We start from the raw sequence: 16,961 nt of genomic DNA, 5'->3' as shown, positions 1-16,961 counted from the left end.
GGGCCTCGTGGCCCGGCCACCGGCGTGCCTCACTCGTTGACGGTGAAGCCCTGCTCCGTGCCGTACTTCACGGACGCGTCCTGCCAGGCCTGCAGGCCTTCGGTCAGCGTGGTCGACGAGACGTACGCCTGGCCGACCGTGTCGTTGAAGATCGAGTTCGCGTAGACCTGGAAGGGCAGGTACGACCAGCCCTCGACGACGTCGGCCGCCGACTGCGCGAGGACCTCGTTGATCTTCTGGCCGCCGAAGTACTCGGACTCGTAGCCCTGGAACTCGTCCGACTCGAGCTCGGCCGTCGTGGCCGGGAACGCGCCGCCGTCGACGCGGGCCTGCACGCCGTCGCCGGCGTTCGCGTACTCGAGGAAGCCGTAGGCGAGCGCCTGGTTCTCGCTCGCGGCCGGCACGGACAGCGCGGAGCCGCCGTTCTCGGCGCTCGCGGACGCGCCCTCCTCCCACTGCGGGAGCGGGGCGACGCGCCACTTGCCGGCGCCGTCGGGCACGCCCGACTCGAGGTTGGCGGGCATCCACGCGCCGATCGCGAGGGTCGCGATGGTCCCGTTGCCGAGGCCCTGGTACCACTCGTCGCTCCACGAGCTCACGGGGGCGAGGAGGTCCTCGTCGATGAGCGTCTGCCACGTCTCGGCGAACTGCGTGCTGCCCTCGTCCGCGAGGTCGACCGTCACGTCGGTGCCGTCGACCTGGAACGGCTGGCCGCCGGCCTGCCAGATGAGCGACGTCGTGAAGCCCGCGTCACCCGTGTCGTTGGTGATGTAGACGTTCGGGTCTGCCGCGTGCAGGGCCCGGGCGGCCTCGACGAAGCCGTCCCACGTCGTCGGCACCTCGATGCCGTGCTGCGTGAAGACCTCCTCGTTGTAGAAGAGGGCCATGGGGCCGGAGTCCATCGGCAGGCCGTAGACGCCCTCGCCCTGCTGGACGGCGCTCCACGGGCCGGGCGTGAAGGTCCCGTCCAGGTCGGCGGCGCCGAACGCGGAGAGGTCCGCGACGGCGTCGGACAGCGCGAACTGCGGGAGCGCGTAGTACTCGACCTGCGCGACGTCGGGGACGCCCGAGCCGGCGGCGATCGCGTTCTGCAGCGCCGTGTACTGGTCGTTGCCGGTGCCGGCGTTGACGAGCTCGACGTCGACCTCCGGGTACTCGGCCTCGAAGTCGGTGACGACCTGCTCGAGCGTGGGCTCCCAGGCCCACACGGTGAGCGAGCCGCCCTCCTCGAGAGCCGCGGCGACGTCGTCGGCGGAGCCGCCGTCGGCACCGGAGCCGGCGTCGTCGCCGCCGCCGGAGCTGCACGCGGCGAGGCCGAGGGCGAGGACGCCGGTGGCGGCGACGGCCCGCAGGGTGCGGGGGGTGCTGATGGACATGAGGGTTCCTCTCACTTCGTCGTCAGACGGATGGTGGTGCGGGGGATGCGTGCCAGTGGGTGGTGCGGTCGCGCGGCCGTGCGCCACGGGACCCGGGGTTCACTCCTTGACGGACCCGGCCGCGAGGCCGGACTGCCAGTAGCGCTGGAGGAGCAGGAAGGCGGCGATCAGCGGCAGGATCGTCAGCAGCGACCCGGTGATGACGAGGTCGAAGATGGCCTCGCCGCCCGCGGTCGCGGCCTGGGCGTTCCACGCGTTGAGGCCGAGCGTCAGGGGGTACCAGGTGGGGTCCTTGAGCATGATGAGCGGCAGGAAGTAGTTGTTCCACGTCGCGACCATCGTGAAGAGCAGCACGGTGACGATCCCGGGCGCGAGCAGCGGCAGCGAGACCTGGAAGAACGTGCGGAACTCGTTCGACCCGTCGACGCGCGCGGCCTCGAGCAGCTCGGTGGGGATCGCCTCGGCCGCGAAGACCCACATGAGGTAGAGGCCGAACGGCGAGATGAGCGACGGGATGATCACGGCCCACGGGGTGTTCGTCAGGCCCATCTGGCTGAACATGAGGAACGTCGGGACGGCGAGCGCGGTGCCCGGCACGGCGACCGCGCCGATGACCGTCGCGAACACCCCGCGCTTGCCGGGGAAGTCGAACTTCGCGAGGGCGTACCCGCCGAGCACGGCGAGGAACGTGGCGCCGCCCGCACCGACCACGACGTACAGGACCGTGTTGGCGAACCAGCGGCCGAAGATCCCGCCGTCGTAGGTCAGGGTCCGGGCGATGTTGTCGAACAGCGCGAAGTCGCCGCTGAACCACAGGCCGAACGACGCGAACAGGCTCGACTGCGTCTTCGTCGCGTTGACGAAGAGCCAGAACAGCGGGACGAGCGCGTAGAGCAGCACGACGCCGCTGAGGACCGTGAGCAGGGTGCTGCGACGCGGCTTCGAGACGCTGTGCGCGGCGCGCGAGCGCAGCCGGACGGGCTTGCGGGGCGGCGGGCCGACGACGGGCACGACGGACGGGTGCGGGTTGGTGGGAGTCGTCGCAGTCACGGTCAGGCCTCCTTGCGCATGCCGCGCAGCTGGACGACGTAGGCCACGATCATGGTGAGGACGCCCATGATGATGGCGACGGTCGCCGAGTAGTTGTACTGCTGCCCCGAGAACGACAGCGAGTAGGCGTACAGGTTCGGGGTGAAGTACGTCGTGATGGCGTTGGGCGCGAGGCTCTGCAGGATGCTCGGCTCGTTGAAGAGCTGGAACGAGCCGATGATCGAGAAGATCGTCGCGATGACGAGCGAGCCTCGGATCGCGGGGATCTTGATCGACCGGACGACCTGCCACTGGCTCGCGCCGTCGAGCTCGGCGGCCTCGTAGAGCGAGGTCGGGATGACCCGCAGCGCCGAGTAGAAGATGAGCATGTTGTAGCCCACGAACTCCCAGGTCACGATGTTGCCGATCGCGAGGAGCACCCACTCGGGCGACAGCGGGTTGGGGATCGACGTCCCGAGCGCGTCGTTGATGTTGCCGACGAGGCCGAACCGCGTGCCGTACATGAAGCCCCACATGAGCGTCGCGACGACGGCGGGGACGGCGTACGGCAGGAAGATCGAGATGCGGAAGAAGTTCTTCCCGTACAGGCGGCCGCTGTCGATGGCCAGCGCGACGAGCAGCGCGATGCCGAGCATGATCGGCACCTGCACGAGGAGGAACAGCCCGACGCGCGTGACGCCCGACCAGAACTGCGGGTCGGAGAAGGCGCGCGCGTAGTTCTCGAAGCCGACGAACTGCGTCCCGCCGACCATCTGCGTGCGGAACAGGCTCAGGTAGATCGAGTACGCGATCGGTGCGAGGAACACGAGCGCGAAGACGGCCATGAACGGGCCCACGAAGCCCCAGCCGATCCACGAGCGCCGTCGGCGGCGCGCGGGCCGGGAGGAGGGGCCGTCGACCGGTGGCACGTCGGAGACCACCACGGGTGGGGACGTCGTCGTCATGCTGCTTCCTCGTCGTCGGGGGCGGGGGACGTCGGTCGTCCCCGGGTGTTTACGTAAACATCAGCATGCACGACGCTCGGTGTTTGCGCAAACATCGCCTAGGATGATCTCGCACGGCATGCTTGCCGCGCACCTTCCCGCACGACCGGACCACGAGGACGAGGACGATGACCGACGGGCTCGACGAGGACGCCCCCGCCGCCACGACGCTCACGGCGACGCCGCCGGACGGCTCACGCCGGCACGCGAGCGCGGCGGGCGGCCTGGTGGCGCCGAGGCGCGTGTCCATGGCCGACGTCGCACGCGTCGCCGGCGTCTCGGCGCAGACGGTGTCGCGCGTGTCCAACGGGCACCCCGGCGTCGTCGAGTCCACGCGGACCCGGGTGCTCGCGGCGATGAGCGAGCTCGGCTACCGGCCGAACAGCGCGGCCCGCGCGCTCAAGAGCGGCAGCTTCCGCACGATCGGGGTGATCCTCTTCTCGCTCGCGACCACGGGGAACGTCCGCACGCTCGAGGCGATCGCGACGTCGGCCGCCGCGGAGGGCTACGCGATCACGATCATCCCCGTCGCGGCGCCCACGCAGGACGGCGTCCGGGGAGCGTTCACGCGACTCGGCGAGCTCGCGGTGGACGCCATCATCCTGCTCATGGAGGTGCACCTCCTCGACGTCGCGCAGGTGAGCCTGCCGCCCGGGGTGCAGGTCGTCGTCGCGGACTCCGACGCGGGCGAGAGCTACGCCGTCGTCGACACGGACCAGGCCGACGGGACGCGGCAGGCCGTGCGGCACCTGCTCGACCTGGGGCACGCGACCGTGCACCACCTCGCCGGGCCCGCGCACTCGTTCGCCGCCGAGCGGCGCACCGCGGCGTGGCGCTCGACGCTCGAGGAGGCCGGGCGCGAGGTGCCTCCGGTCGAGCGCGGCGACTGGTCCCCGACGTCCGGGTACGAGGCGGGGCGGCGTCTCGCCGTGCGCGACGACGTCACCGCCGTGTTCGTCGCCAACGACCAGATGGCGCTCGGGCTCGTGCGCGCCCTGCACGACGCGGGCCGGCGCGTGCCGGAGGACGTGAGCGTCGTCGGGTTCGACGACCTGCCGGAGTCGAGCGAGTTCCTGCCACCGCTCACGACGGTCCACCAGGACTTCGCGGAGGTCGGCCGCCGGTGCGTCGAGCAGGTGCTCCGGCAGGTGCGCGAGGGGGTCTACGAGACCGGGACGCGGCTCGTCCCGACGCGCCTCGTCTCCCGCGCGAGCACCGCGCCGCCCCCGAGGTAGTACCGGGGTCCGCGAGGTAGTACGGCGGTCGGCCCGACGGAGAGTGGTCGTCCTGGGTGTCGGGGTGGGTGGGGCGCCGCGTCTACCATCCGCCGCTCGTTCCTCGCGGCCCCCGCCAGGCCCACCACGACACGGCGCCCCACCCACCCCTCCCGGCGTCGTCTCGCCCTGGTCCTCGCTCAACCCGCGCGATCAGGCGGCGGGCGGGCGGCGGGACGGTCAGTCGGCGTCGACCCAGGCGCTCGGGTTCTCCACGACGCCGCGCAGCACCTCGCGCGCGCCGCCCGTGAGGGCCGCGTGGTCGCCCACGGGCGCTGCCGCGACGTGCAGGTCGGCCGACGGCGCGGCGAGGACCCGCGTCTGCAGCTCCGCCTCGACGGGCGCGCGCAGGTGCGGCAGGAGCGCCGGGTAGATCCCGCCGAGCAGCACGGTGTCGATGTCGACGAGGTTCACGTAGTCCGCGAGCGCGCTGCCCAGCGCCGTGCCGGCCCGCGCGACGGACTCGCGGGCGCCGGGCGCGCCCGCGTCGAGCGCGGCGACGAGCTCGTCGGTGGTGGCGCCCGGGTCGAGCCCGGCGCCGCGCAGGAGCGCGTCCTTGCCCGCGTACTGCTCGAGGCAGCCCGTCGCGCCGCACCGGCAGCGCGGGCCGCGCGGGTCGACGACGACGTGCCCGATCTCTCCCGCCCAGCCGTGCCGGCCGTGGAACAGCCTGCGGTCGACGACGATCGCGGAGCCGATCCCGACGTCGCCCGAGACGTAGAGGTACGTGGTCGGGACCGGCTGGGGCGTGCCGTCCTGATCGCGGGGACCCGCGCCGTCGGGCACGACGCCGCGGCTCGACTGGGCGAGGGCGGCGAGCTTCGCCTCGTTGCCGATCTCGACGGGCAGGTCCGGGTCGAGGTCGAGGAGCGGCGCAGGGTCGAGGCGGGACCAGCCCAGGTTGGGCGCGACCTCGAGACGGCCGGCACGCGTGTCGACGAGGCCGGGCAGCGCGAGGTGCGCCCCGGCGACCGTCATGCCGTCGGCCCGCACGCTCTCCACGAGGTCGCGCGCGATACGGCCCAGGCGGGCGAGCACCTCGGTCGGGTCGCTGTCGTGGAGGTCGTCGGGGTCCACGTGCTCGGCGACGACGGCGCCCGTGAGGTCCAGCACCCGCCCGCCCAGGTAGTCGACGTTGACCTCGAGGCCGAGCCCGACGATCGTGCGTGGCGCGGGGGCGAGGGGCACGGCGGGCCGCCCGGCGCGCTGCGGGGTCGCGGGCGGGAGCTCTGCGACGATGCGCGAGGCGACCAGGCGGTCGACGAGCGTCGAGACGGTCGCGCGGGTGAGCCCGCTGGCCGCGGCGATGTCCGCGCGAGAGCATGGCACGGGCGCCTCGAAGACGGCGCGGGCGACGAGGGCGAGGTTGTGCTCGCGCAGCGTGGCCTGCCGGGCTGCTGGGGGACCCGGGCGGGTCGCGGCGCTGCGGTTCACGGTCTTGACCTTACCGACTCCGGAGCATAAGTTCAGCCATACGACAAAAATGCGTCGTCGGCGTGCCGAGCACGCCGGCGGCTCTCTCGACGAGGAGACCATCGTGGCCGACGAGCGCGCCCATCACGACAACGACATCAACTTCTCCTTCGGTCTGTGGACCGTGGGCTGGACCGCGCAGGACCAGTTCGGGAGCGCGAGCCGCCCCGCGCTCGACCCCGCCGACTCGGTCCGCAAGCTGGCCGAGCTCGGCGCGTGGGGCTTCACGTTCCACGACGACGACGTCGTGCCGTTCGGGTCCGACGACGCCGAGCGCACGCGGCGCCTCGACTCCGTGCGGAAGGCGGCCGACGAGACCGGCCTCGTCATCGAGATGGTGACGACCAACCTCTTCAGCCACCCCGTCTTCAAGGACGGCGGCGTCACGTCGAACGACCGCGGCGTGCGTCGCTACGCGCTGCGCAAGGTGCTGCGCAACGTCGACCTGACCGCCGAGCTCGGCGCGAAGACGTTCGTCATGTGGGGCGGCCGCGAGGGCACCGAGTACGACGGCGCCAAGGACCTGCACTCGGCCCACGAGCGCTACGCCGAGGGCATCGACACCGTCGCCGGCTACATCAAGGACCAGGGCTACGACCTCAAGATCGCCCTCGAGCCCAAGCCGAACGAGCCCCGGGGCGACATCTTCCTCCCGACGATCGGCCACGCGCTCGCGCTCATCGCGAGGCTCGAGCACGGCGACATCGTCGGGCTCAACCCCGAGACGGGCCACGAGCAGATGGCGGGCCTCAACTACACGCACGGGATCGCGCAGGCCCTGTGGGCCGGCAAGCTCTTCCACATCGACCTCAACGGCCAGCGGTCCATCAAGTTCGACCAGGACCTCGTGTTCGGCCACGGTGACCTGCTCTCCGCGTTCTTCACGGTCGACCTGCTGGAGAACGGCTTCCCGAACGGCGGCCCGACGTACACCGGTCCGCGCCACTTCGACTACAAGCCGTCGCGCACCGAGAACGAGGTCGGCGTGTGGGACTCCGCGCGCGCCAACATGGACACCTACCGCCTGCTCGCGCGCAAGGCCGCGGCGTACCGCGCCGACAGCCGCGTCCAGGAGGCGTTCGCGCACTCCGGCGTCTTCGAGCTGGGCGAGCCCACCCTCGCCGAGGGCGAGACCGTGGCGGACATCCTCGCGGACCGCAGCGCGTACGAGGACTTCGACGTCGACGCCGCGGCGAACCGCGACTTCGGCTTCGTGCGCCTCAACCAGCTCGCGCTCGAGCACCTCATCGGCTGACGTGGCGAGCAGCTCTCAGACGTCCGGCGCCGGCGGCGGGCGCACGCTGGTCGCCGGCGTCGACACGTCGACGCAGTCCTGCAAGGTCGTCGTCCGCGACGCCGAGACCGGGGCGCTCCGGCGCTTCGGCGCGGCGAAGCACCCCGACGGCACCGAGGTCGACCCCGCCGCGTGGTGGGACGCCCTCGGTGCCGCGGTGGCGGCCGCAGGCGGTCTGGACGACGTCGCGGCGCTCGCCGTCGGTGGCCAGCAGCACGGGATGGTCGTGCTCGACGAGGAGGGCCGGGTGATCCGCCCGGCGCTGCTGTGGAACGACACGCGGTCCGCACCCGCGGCGCGGGACCTGATCCGCGAGCTCGGGGAGGCGCGCCTCGCCGAGGGGGTCCCGGACGCCCGCGTCCGGGTCGAGTCGGCCGAGGAGGCCGGGGCCCAGGCCTGGGCGGACGCGATCGGGTCCGTCCCGGTCGCGTCGCTCACCGTCACGAAGCTCCGGTGGCTGCGCGACGCGGAGCCGGAGAACGCGGCCCGCGTGGCGGCCGTCGCGCTGCCGCACGACTGGCTCACGTGGCGCATCGCCGGGTACGGGCCTGCGGGCGACCCGACGGCGCCGCTCGGCCCGGACCTGGACGCGCTCGTGACCGACGCGTCCGACGCGTCGGGGACGGGGTACTGGGACGCGACCCGGGCCGGCTCGTCCGAGGGCGAGACCGGTCCGGGCGACGGCCGGGAGGGCTACCGCCTCGACCTGCTCGAGCTCGCGCTCGGCCGGACCGACGTCGTGCTGCCGCGCGTGCTCGCGCCGGCGGCGGTCGCGGGCGTCGCGCACCCGACCGTGGCCGGGGCGGGGGTCGAGGGCGGAGCGCTGCTCGGTCCGGGTGCCGGTGACAACGCCGGCGCCGCGCTCGGCCTCGGCATGACGGCGGGCGACGTCGCGGTCTCGATCGGGACGTCGGGCGTCGTGTCCGCCGTCGCGGACGACCGCACGGCCGACGGCTCGGGGCTCGTCAACGGGTTCTCGGACGCGACGGGGCGGTACCTCCTGCTCGCCGTGACGCTCAACGCGAGCCGCGTGCTCGACGCGGCGCGCGAGGTGCTCGGGGTCGACCACACGGAGCTGTCCCGGCTCGCGCTCGAGGCGCCGCCCGGCGCGGACGGGCTCGTCCTCGTGCCCTACCTCGAGGGCGAGCGCATGCCGAACCGGCCGGACGCGTCGGGCACGCTGCACGGCATCCGGCTCGGCACAGCGACGCGTGAGCACCTGGCGCGCGCGTTCGTCGAGGGCATGCTGTGCGGCCTCGCCGACGGGCTCGACGCGCTGCGCGCGCTCGGGGTCCCGGTCGAGCGGGTGCAGCTCATCGGCGGCGGCGCGCAGTCGGAGGCCGTGCGGCGCATCGCCCCGCAGGTGCTCGGGCTGCCCGTCGCGGTCCCGGAGCCGGGCGAGTACGTGGCCGACGGCGCGGCGCGCCAGGCCGCGTGGGTGCTCGCCGCGCACCGGGCCGCCCAGGGTGCTGCCGAGGGTTCCGCCGGACCGGGCGACGTCGACCCGCCGACCTGGGCCGCGTCGTCGGGCACGGTGTTCGAGGCGGACCCGGTGCCCGCGATCCGTGAGCGCTATGCGGAGGTCCGCGACCTCACCTGACCCGCCCCGCTGTGGGCATGAGACGGGCTCGGTCCTGACCCCAGGACCGGGCCCTTCTCGTGCCCGCAGCGGGGACGACGGGTCAGGCGCCGCCCGCGAAGCCGGTCTGGCGCCACGTCTCGTAGACCGCGATCGACGCCGCGTTCGTGAGGTTGAGCGAGCGCCGACCCGGCTGCATGGGGATCTTCAGCTGGTCGGTCATCCGCGGGTGGGTGAGCACGTCGTGGGGCAGGCCGGTGGGCTCCGGGCCGAACAGCAGCACGTCGTCGGACCGATAGGTCACGTCGGTGTACGAGGTCGTCGCTCGCGTCGTGAACGCGAAGACCCGCCCCGGGAGGGTGGCGAGGGCGGCGTCGAGGTCCGCGTGCACCTCGACGGCGGCGAGGTCGTGGTAGTCGAGCCCCGCGCGGCGCAGCTTCGGCTCGTCGAGGTCGAACCCGAGCGGCTCGACGAGGTGGAGCCGCGCGCCCGTGACCGCCGCGAGCCGGATCGCGTTGCCCGTGTTCCCGGGGATGCGCGGCTCGAAGAACACGACGTGCGGGAGGGTCGACGGCGGTCGCGCCGCCGGGTCGGCGACGTGCGGTCGCCAGTCGTTGCCGGGGTCGGGGGAGGGGCTCACGGGCTCGATTCTCCCTTACCACCCGGGCGGTGCGTCGGTAGGGTCGACGCATGTCAGGCAGCACGCCGGAAGCCCGTGAGCACTGGGTCACCACGACGCACGACTGGACGCTCGGGGTCGACGAGGAGCACCTCGCGCAGGTGCGAGCAGACCCGAGACACGCCGTCGGCGGCGTGGAGCACCTCGTGCTCGAGGTCCTCGCGTACGCGGACGAGGAGGCCGAGAGCCAGGGGCGGGTGGGCCACGTCGTCGTCACGCGGCACGACGACGGCTCGGTGTCCGTCGCGGACGACGGCCGGGGCACGGACACGAGGTTCGACGATGCCGGGCGCCCGGTCCGCAAGCCCGTCATGGCGACGAAGGACGTGCGGTTCTTCGACGCGACCGAGCCGCCGGTCCTGCCCGACGGCCTCGCCCGGCGCGGCATGTCGACCGTCGCGGCCCTGAGCACCTGGCTGGAGCACACCAACCGTCGCCGCGACGGGTCGTGGACGCAGCGGTACGAGCACGGCGTGCCGGCGACGGAGCTGGTCGAGCTCCCGCCGTCCTCGGGGACCGGCACGACCGTCCGCTTCCGCGCCGACCCGGACCTGGTGGGGCGGTCCGAGGTCGACGGCGGCGCGCTGCACGGGTTCGAGATGCTCGACGTGGAGCTGCGCGACGAGCGATGACCGCGCGAGCGGGCGGTCACGCGGGGAGCGCGGCCGCCTTGCGCTCGAGCAGGTCGCGCTCGCGCACGTTGGGGCACAGACGGACCGCGAGCGCGTACTCGGCCCGGGCCTCGTCGACACGACCGAGTCGTCCGAGCAGCTCGGCGCGCACGCTCGGCACCAGGTGGAACCGGGGCAGCCGGTCCGTCGCGACGAGCTCGTCGACGATCCGCAGCCCTGCCGCCGGGCCGTGCGCCATCGCGACGGCCGCGGCCCGGTTGAGCTCGACGACGGGCGACGGGGCGACCCGACCGAGCGCCTCGTAGAGGAGCACGACGCGGTCCCAGTCGGTCTCCTCGACGGACGGCGCGACGGCGTGGCACTCCGCGATCGCCGCCTGCAGCCCGTACGGACCGCGGCCGTGACCCGTCGGCCCGACCGCGTCGGCGCGCGCGAGCGCGGCCCGACCGCGCCGGATCGCGGACCGGTCCCACCGCCGCCGGTCCTGGTCGGCGAGGAGGACGGGGTCGCCGTCGGGCGTGGTCCGGGCGGGGAAGCGTGCCGCGGTGAGCTCGAGCAGGGCGAGGAGCGCGTGGACCTCGTGCTCGTCGGGCACCAGCCCGGCGAGGACCCGCGCGAGCCGGACCGCCTCGTGCGCGAGGTCCGGTCGGAGCCACTCGTCGCCCGACGTCGCGGTGGACCCCTCGGTGAAGATCACGTACAGCACGCCCAGGACGGAGCCGAGGCGCTCGCGACGCTCGACGGCAGGGGGCACCCCGAACGGCACGGCGGCCGCCGCGAGGGTCTTCTTCGCGCGCGTGATCCGGGCCTGGACGGTCGCCGTCGGCACGAGGAACGCGCGAGCGACCTCCTCGCTCGACAGCCCGCCGACGACCCGCAGGGTGAGCGCGACGCGGGCCTCGGGCGACAGCACCGGGTGGCACGCGACGAACATCAGGGCCAGCACGTCGTCGTGCACCCGGTCGGGGTCCCACAGGACGCCGTCCTCGTCGCCGGGGCCGGCGTCGCCCGACGGCGGCCCGCCCGACGTCGCGCCGCCCTCGCCCAGGTGGTGGGCGAGGGCGGCGTACCGCTCGTCGAGGGCCGAGCGGCGGCGGAAGGTGTCGATCGCGCGACGCCGGCCGACCGTGAGCAGCCAGCCCGACGGGTTGCGCGGCACGCCCTCGCGCGGCCAGGAGACGAGCGCCTCGGCGAGCGCCTCCTGCGCGAGGTCCTCGGCGAGGGCGAAGTCGCCCGTGTACCGCGCGAGGGCGCCCACGATCCGCGCCGACTCGATGCGCCACACGGCCTCGACGGCACGGCGGCCGTCGGACGAGGTCACAGCTGACCGGTCGCCTCGCGCCACGCGCGCTCCTTGCGGATCCACTCGTTGTCCTGCGGGAACTCGTCGATCGTCGGGACCCGGCGGATCTCGACCTTCGTCCCGGGGCCCGAGTAGGGCAGCCGTTTGGCCCACTCGACGGCCTCCTCCTTCGAGGCGACGTCGAGGACGTAGTAGCCGCCGAACAGCTCCTTGGTCTCCCCGTACGGGCCGTCCGTCACGACGGGCACGTCGGACGAGAGGTCGACGACGACGCCCTGCGCCGGGTCGTCGAGCCCCTCGGCCGCGAGCAGCACGCCCGCGCGGATGAGCTCGTCGTTGAACCGGCCCATGGTCTCGAGCATCTCGTCGAACGAGACGCTCTCGAACGCGGCCTGGCCCTCGTCGGTGCTGCGCATGATGAGCATGTACTTCATCGGTGACTCCCGGTGTCGGTGGGCCGGACCTTCCGACCCTCTCACCCACAGGTCGAACGGGACAGTGCGACATCGACACGACGATCGACACGACGATCGATACGACGATCGACGCGGAGACCGAGCTCGTGGGCCGCACGGTCCGGCGGGCGAGGCCGCGCCGGCTCGGGCACGCTGGTCGAGGGTCGGCGGACCGCGAGGGGTCGCCGAGGCCCGCGAGCGCTGGGGGACACATGGACCGCGACGCGGTGATGACGTGGGTGGACGAGTACGAGCAGGCGTGGCGGGCGAGCGACGCCCGGGCCGTCGAGCGGCTGTTCACCGAGGACGCGACCTACCTGAGGTCGCCGTACGACGACGAGCCGCTCCACGGGCACGACGCGATCCGCGGCTTCTGGACCGTCGACGAGGGCGCGACGTTCACCGTCGCCGCGGAGCCGGTCGCCGTCGAGGGGGACTCCGCCGTCGTGCGGCTCGAGGTGCGGTACACGGGGTCGGAGGAGCAGGAGTACCGCGACCTGTGGCTCCTGCGCTTCGCCGCGGACGGGCGCGTCGCGCACTTCGAGGAGTGGGCGTACTGGCCGGGGAAGCCCTACACGGCCGCGGCGGAGTAGGCGCGCGCCGCCGACGCCGGCTCGGCCGGTGCGGCCGCAGCCCGGCGCAGCTCGTCGAGCACGGTCCGCGCCGGTGGGGTGAGGGCCACGGCGTCGCGCAGCACGGCGTGGATCGACCGGACCGGCGTGGGCCGGACGACGGCGACGGCGGCCAGCCCGTCGGGCAGGTGCGCCGCGCCCAGAGCGGGCAGGACGGTGACGCCGATACCGGCCGCGACGAACGCGAGCGCCGTCGGGTAGTCGTGCGCCTCGACGTGGAACGTCGGGCTGAAGCCTGCGGCCGTGCACGCCTCGAGCAGGTTGCGCCGGCACCAGCCGCGCGCGAAGTCGTTGTCCACCCAGCGCTCGTCGGCGAGCTCGGCGAGCTCGATCTCGCTGCTGCCGGCGCGGTCGTGGTCCTGCGGGAGCACGGCGACGTACGGGTCGTCGAGCAGGTGGTACGCCCGGAACCCGGGGCCGGGGTCGAAGCCCCGCGGCGCGACGACGAGCTGGACGTCCGCGCGCGAGTCCGGGTCGTCGGGGATCGTCTCGCTCAGCGCGAGGTCGATGCGGACCCCGGGGAACTCGGTGGTGAGACGCCGGACCACGTGCGGCAGCCACGCGGAGCCGACGGACGCGAAGTACGCGACCGAGAGCGACCCGGTGCGGCCGGCGCGCAGGTCGGACACCACGGCCTCGACCTCGCCGAGGCGCGCGAGCACGCCGTCGGCCTGGGCGGCGAGCGTCAGCCCGGCGGCCGTCGGCCGGACGCCGCGTCCCGCGCGCTCGAGCAGGACCAGGCCGGTCTCGCGCTGGAGCGCGGCGACGTGCTGGCTCACGGCGGAGGGCGTGTAACCGAGGTTCGCGGCGGCGGCCTGGACGGAGCCGCTCGCGACGACGGAGCGGAAGATGCGGAGCCGGTGCACGTCGAGCATGCTCCGACCGTACAGCGAGACTGAAACGAACGGAAGGAATCCGTGCTGGTGCTTCATGGTGTCGTCGCCGACGATCGTCGTATGACGGTCACTGAGGAGATCTCGTCGGGTGTCACGCGACGCACGGGCGGACTCGTCCTGCTCGCGGCCGCCGTGACGGTGGTGCTGTGGGCGTCGGCGTTCGTCGCCGTCCGCGCCGCGGGTCACGACTACTCGCCCGGCGCTCTCGCGCTCGGCCGCCAGCTCGCGGGGGTCGGTCGGTCTCACGGCGATCGTGCTCGTCCGGGCCGTCCGCGTGGCGGGCCGCGCACCGGCCGAGGGGACCGGCGGCGTCGCGCGGGTCGTGACCGCGCTTCCCGCCCTGCCGCGCGGACGCACGCTCGCGGGCGTCGTCGCCTGGGGTGTCGCCTGGTTCGCGCTCTACAACATCGCGCTCAACGGGGCCGAGCAGCATCTCGACGCTGGAACGACGGCGCTCCTCGTCAACGTCGCTCCCGTGCTCGTCGCGGTGCTCGCCGGGCTGCTCCTCGGGGAGGGGTTCCCGCGCCGGCTGCTCGCCGGGATGTCCGTCGCGTTCGCCGGCGTCGCCGTCATCGCCGTGACCACGTCGACGGGCGACGCCGACGTGCTCGGGGTCGCGCTCGGCCTCGCCGCCGCGGCGCTCTACGCCGGTTCCGCCACGGCGCAGAAGCGGCTCCTGGCCCGCGTCGACGCCCTCACCATGACCTGGCTGGGGTGCCTCGCGGGCACGGTCGCGTGCCTGCCGTTCGCCCCCGCGCTGGTGCGCGAGGCGTCGGTCGCGGCAGGGTCGTCCACGCTCGCGGTCGTCTACCTCGGGCTCTTCCCGACGGCGGTCGCCTTCACCACGTGGGGCTACGCCCTCTCGCGGACGAGCGCGGGCCGGCTCGCGGCGTCGACGTACCTCGTGCCGCCGCTCGTCGTGGTCCTGTCGTGGGCGCTGCTCGCCGAGGTCCCCGCGGGGCTGACGCTTGCGGGCGGCGTGCTGAGCCTCGCGGGCGTCGCGCTGGCGACGCTGCCGCGGCGCAGGGCGCGGGGCGTGGGCGGTGTGCGGCGCTAACCAGCGAAGGGCAGCACCGGCAGCCCGCGCACGCCGACGTCGACGCGGAACACCGACCCCGCCTCGCGCTCGTCCGGGTCGTCGGCGTCGAGGTCCTGGCGTGACGTGGTGACGAACAGTGTGTCGAGGTCGTCGCCGCCGAACGTGCACGCGGTCACCTGGCTCGCGGGGAACTGGACCTCCGCGTCGAGCACCCCGGCGGGGGAGTAGCGCCGCACCGCCGACCCGCCCCAGAGCGCGACCCACACGCCGCCGTCGGCGTCGACGGTCAGCCCGTCGGGCGTCCCGTCCTCGGGATCGACCGCGATGAACGGCCGACGTCGAACCAGCCCGCGGGGGTCCTCGTCCGTCGGGACGACGTCGAGCACGTCGACGCGCTGCGTCGCGGAGTCGACGTAGTACGCGAGCGAGCCGTCCGGGGAGAAGCCGAGGCCGTTCGACACCTGGATCCCGTCGAGCACCGTGCGTGCGCTGCCGTCGGGCTCCACCCGGTACAGCGCACCCGGCCGCTCGCCCCGCGCCATGCCGCCGGCGTAGAACGCCCCGTCGGGCGCCGCGGCACCCTCGTTGAGCCGGACCGTCGGGTCGTCCCACAGCGTCGCGAGCGGGCGCACCGGGGCATTGTCGGCGTCGGCGACCGCGACGGACCGCTCGAGCCCGACGACGAACCCTCCGCCCGCTCGCGGCCGCACCACGGCCGCGTGGTCGCCGACGTGCAGGCGGTCGACGCCGCCGTCGGGCCGCAGCGTCAGGAGGTCACCCGCGAGCATGTCCACGTACCGCAGCCCGCCCCAGCCGGGCCACCACACCGGACCCTCCGCGTGGTAGGCGACGGGACCGGTGACGTTCTGGGCTCTCAGCTCGGGCATGTGCTCGATCTTGCCCGAGGCGCTCAGGCGCCGCTCGTCTCCCAGTATTCGGGCGTCGCGGCCCAAGCCTGACCCTCCGACGAGGCGTAGCCTGGGAGCATGTTCACGCGCGACTGGTGGTGGCTGCCCCCGCAGCCGTGACCTGTCCTGCCCACGTCCCGAGCTGCGCTCCGCAGCCGGGACGTCGTCGTGTGCGGCGCCCCGCGTCCGACCGGCCGGTGCCGGACCAGCGGACCTGCGTCGCGCGGCTCCCCTTCACGCAAGGAGAGCTCCGATGACCGACACCCTCACCCCCACCGACGTCACGATCCCCGAGAGCGCAACCGCGCCGTCGTCCACCGCGTCCGTCGCGGCCGCGCGCGCCCGCAGCGCGGAGATCGAAGCGCAGATCGCCACCGATCCCTCGCGCTTCCGCGTCCTCACCGGAGAGCGCCCGACGGGCGCGCTGCACCTGGGCCACTACGTCGCGACCGTCGCGAACCGCGTCCGTCTCCAGCGCGCCGGCGTCGAGGTGTTCCTCGTCGTCGCGGACTACCAGGTCATCACCGACCGCGACGACGCCGGTGACCTGCGCGGCACGGTGCGCGAGATCGTACTCGACTACCTGGCTGCGGGGATCGACCCGGAGCGCACGACGATCTTCACGCACTCGTCCGTGCCCGCGCTGAACCAGCTCCTCCTGCCGTTCCTCAGCCTCGTCACGACGGCCGAGATCGAGCGCAACCCCACGGTCAAGGCGGAGGCGCTCGCGGCGGCCGCTCGGCAGGGCCGGCCCATGAGCGGGCTGCTCTTCACCTACCCTGTGCACCAGGCCGCGGACATCCTCTTCTGCCACGGCAACCTCGTCCCGGGCGGGCAGGACCAGCTCCCGCACGTCGAGATCACGCGCACGGTCGCGCGGCGCTTCAACCAGCGCTACGCCGCGACGAGCCCGTACTTCCCCGAGCCCGACGTGCTGCTCGCGCCCGCGCCGACGATCCTCGGCACCGACGGGCGCAAGATGAGCAAGTCCGCGGGCAACGCGCTCGAGCTGCGCGACGACGAGGACACGACCGCGCGCTTCGTGCGCCGCGCGAGGACGGACTCGGAGCGCCACATCACCTACGAGCCGGACCGTCGACCGGAGGTCGCGAACCTGCTCACGCTCGGCGCGTTCGCCGCCGGGACGACGCCCGAGGCGCTCGCGGACGAGATCGGCGCCGGGGGAGCGGGCCGCCTCAAGGAGGTGGTGACCGACGCGCTCGTCGAGCACCTCCGTCCGCTCCGTGCCCGACGTCGCGCGCTCGCCGCGGGCGACGGACCCGACCCCCTCGACGTGCTCGCCCGGGGGAACGCGCGGGCGAACGAGATCGCCGACCGCACGCTCGCCGACGTCCGCGAGCTGATGGGCATGCGGTACTGAGCGGGCC

16 protein-coding genes are annotated in these 16,961 nt (G+C 73.8%); 7 read left to right on the top strand and 9 right to left on the bottom strand.

Annotation, left to right across the window (positions count from 1 at the left end; genetic code table 11):
- Positions 1-29: 29 nt before the first annotated feature.
- The 3 genes from ACZCLJ_RS08985 to ACZCLJ_RS08975 form a co-directional block, all read right to left on the bottom strand.
- Positions 30-1,376 (bottom strand): ABC transporter substrate-binding protein, encoded by a 1,347-nt coding sequence (locus tag ACZCLJ_RS08985; protein WP_463106176.1) that lies wholly within the window; start codon positions 1,374-1,376, stop codon positions 30-32.
- 99 nt (positions 1,377-1,475) lie between these two features.
- A complete protein-coding gene (locus tag ACZCLJ_RS08980) occupies positions 1,476-2,426 on the bottom strand; it encodes a carbohydrate ABC transporter permease (RefSeq protein WP_454041450.1) in 951 nt (316 codons plus the stop codon).
- Between the two features lie 2 nt (positions 2,427-2,428).
- On the bottom strand, positions 2,429-3,370 hold the full coding sequence (locus ACZCLJ_RS08975) for a carbohydrate ABC transporter permease (RefSeq protein ID WP_251152296.1): 942 nt from the start codon (positions 3,368-3,370) through the stop codon (positions 2,429-2,431).
- A 287-nt stretch (positions 3,371-3,657) separates the two neighbouring features.
- On the opposite strand from ACZCLJ_RS08975, the gene ACZCLJ_RS08970 reads away from it, so the two are divergent.
- Positions 3,658-4,644, top strand: coding sequence for a LacI family DNA-binding transcriptional regulator (locus ACZCLJ_RS08970; RefSeq protein ID WP_463106389.1), 987 nt, complete (start codon positions 3,658-3,660; stop codon positions 4,642-4,644).
- A gap of 219 nt (positions 4,645-4,863) precedes the next feature.
- Here the strand turns inward: ACZCLJ_RS08970 and ACZCLJ_RS08965 are convergent, their stop codons facing one another.
- Entirely contained in the window at positions 4,864-6,117 is a 1,254-nt protein-coding gene (locus tag ACZCLJ_RS08965; protein WP_463106175.1) for an ROK family transcriptional regulator, read from the bottom strand.
- Positions 6,118-6,253: 136 nt separating this feature from the next.
- On the opposite strand from ACZCLJ_RS08965, the gene xylA reads away from it, so the two are divergent.
- Together xylA and ACZCLJ_RS08955 are read left to right on the top strand one after the other, a co-directional pair.
- A complete protein-coding gene (gene xylA, locus ACZCLJ_RS08960) occupies positions 6,254-7,411 on the top strand; it encodes a xylose isomerase (protein ID WP_463106388.1) in 1,158 nt (385 codons plus the stop codon).
- Position 7,412: 1 nt separating this feature from the next.
- Positions 7,413-9,050 carry a xylulokinase gene (locus ACZCLJ_RS08955; protein ID WP_463106174.1) on the top strand — a complete coding sequence of 546 codons (1,638 nt, stop codon included), beginning with the start codon at positions 7,413-7,415 and terminating at the stop codon, positions 9,048-9,050.
- Positions 9,051-9,132: 82 nt separating this feature from the next.
- On the opposite strand, the gene ACZCLJ_RS08950 is transcribed toward ACZCLJ_RS08955, so the two are convergent.
- Complete coding sequence (locus ACZCLJ_RS08950; RefSeq protein WP_463106387.1) at positions 9,133-9,582, bottom strand: tRNA (cytidine(34)-2'-O)-methyltransferase; 450 nt, start codon at positions 9,580-9,582, stop codon at positions 9,133-9,135.
- Positions 9,583-9,719: 137 nt separating this feature from the next.
- Here ACZCLJ_RS08950 and ACZCLJ_RS08945 point away from each other — a divergent pair, with 137 nt between their 5' ends.
- Positions 9,720-10,340, top strand: coding sequence for an ATP-binding protein (locus ACZCLJ_RS08945; RefSeq protein ID WP_463106173.1), 621 nt, complete (start codon positions 9,720-9,722; stop codon positions 10,338-10,340).
- Positions 10,341-10,356: 16 nt separating this feature from the next.
- Here ACZCLJ_RS08945 and ACZCLJ_RS08940 read toward each other — a convergent pair whose 3' ends face one another.
- Complete coding sequence (locus ACZCLJ_RS08940) at positions 10,357-11,661, bottom strand: RNA polymerase sigma factor (protein ID WP_251153377.1); 1,305 nt, start codon at positions 11,659-11,661, stop codon at positions 10,357-10,359.
- Positions 11,658-12,077, bottom strand: a complete 420-nt coding sequence (locus tag ACZCLJ_RS08935; RefSeq protein ID WP_251153378.1) for a YciI family protein — start codon at positions 12,075-12,077, stop codon at positions 11,658-11,660. The genes ACZCLJ_RS08940 and ACZCLJ_RS08935 overlap by 4 nt, the downstream gene beginning before the upstream one ends.
- Positions 12,078-12,310: 233 nt before the next feature.
- Between ACZCLJ_RS08935 and ACZCLJ_RS08930 the strand changes: the two genes are divergently transcribed.
- Complete coding sequence (locus ACZCLJ_RS08930) at positions 12,311-12,691, top strand: YybH family protein (RefSeq protein WP_463106172.1); 381 nt, start codon at positions 12,311-12,313, stop codon at positions 12,689-12,691.
- On the opposite strand, the gene ACZCLJ_RS08925 is transcribed toward ACZCLJ_RS08930, so the two are convergent.
- Complete coding sequence (locus ACZCLJ_RS08925; RefSeq protein ID WP_463106171.1) at positions 12,670-13,605, bottom strand: LysR family transcriptional regulator; 936 nt, start codon at positions 13,603-13,605, stop codon at positions 12,670-12,672. The two genes, ACZCLJ_RS08930 and ACZCLJ_RS08925, sit on opposite strands and share 22 nt — an antisense overlap.
- 274 nt (positions 13,606-13,879) lie before the next feature.
- Here ACZCLJ_RS08925 and ACZCLJ_RS08920 point away from each other — a divergent pair, with 274 nt between their 5' ends.
- A complete protein-coding gene (locus ACZCLJ_RS08920) occupies positions 13,880-14,683 on the top strand; it encodes a DMT family transporter (RefSeq protein ID WP_463106170.1) in 804 nt (267 codons plus the stop codon).
- On the opposite strand, the gene ACZCLJ_RS08915 is transcribed toward ACZCLJ_RS08920, so the two are convergent.
- On the bottom strand, positions 14,680-15,552 hold the full coding sequence (locus ACZCLJ_RS08915) for an SMP-30/gluconolactonase/LRE family protein (RefSeq protein ID WP_463106169.1): 873 nt from the start codon (positions 15,550-15,552) through the stop codon (positions 14,680-14,682). The two genes, ACZCLJ_RS08920 and ACZCLJ_RS08915, sit on opposite strands and share 4 nt — an antisense overlap.
- 274 nt (positions 15,553-15,826) lie before the next feature.
- Between ACZCLJ_RS08915 and trpS the strand changes: the two genes are divergently transcribed.
- Entirely contained in the window at positions 15,827-16,954 is a 1,128-nt protein-coding gene (gene trpS / locus ACZCLJ_RS08910) for a tryptophan--tRNA ligase (RefSeq protein WP_463106168.1), read from the top strand.
- Positions 16,955-16,961: the final 7 nt, after the last annotated feature.

The sequence above is a fragment of the Cellulosimicrobium sp. So1_17 genome (assembly GCF_055181235.1).
Note: the sequence above shows the minus strand (reverse complement) of the source record. Positions and strands in the feature narration are given on the sequence as shown.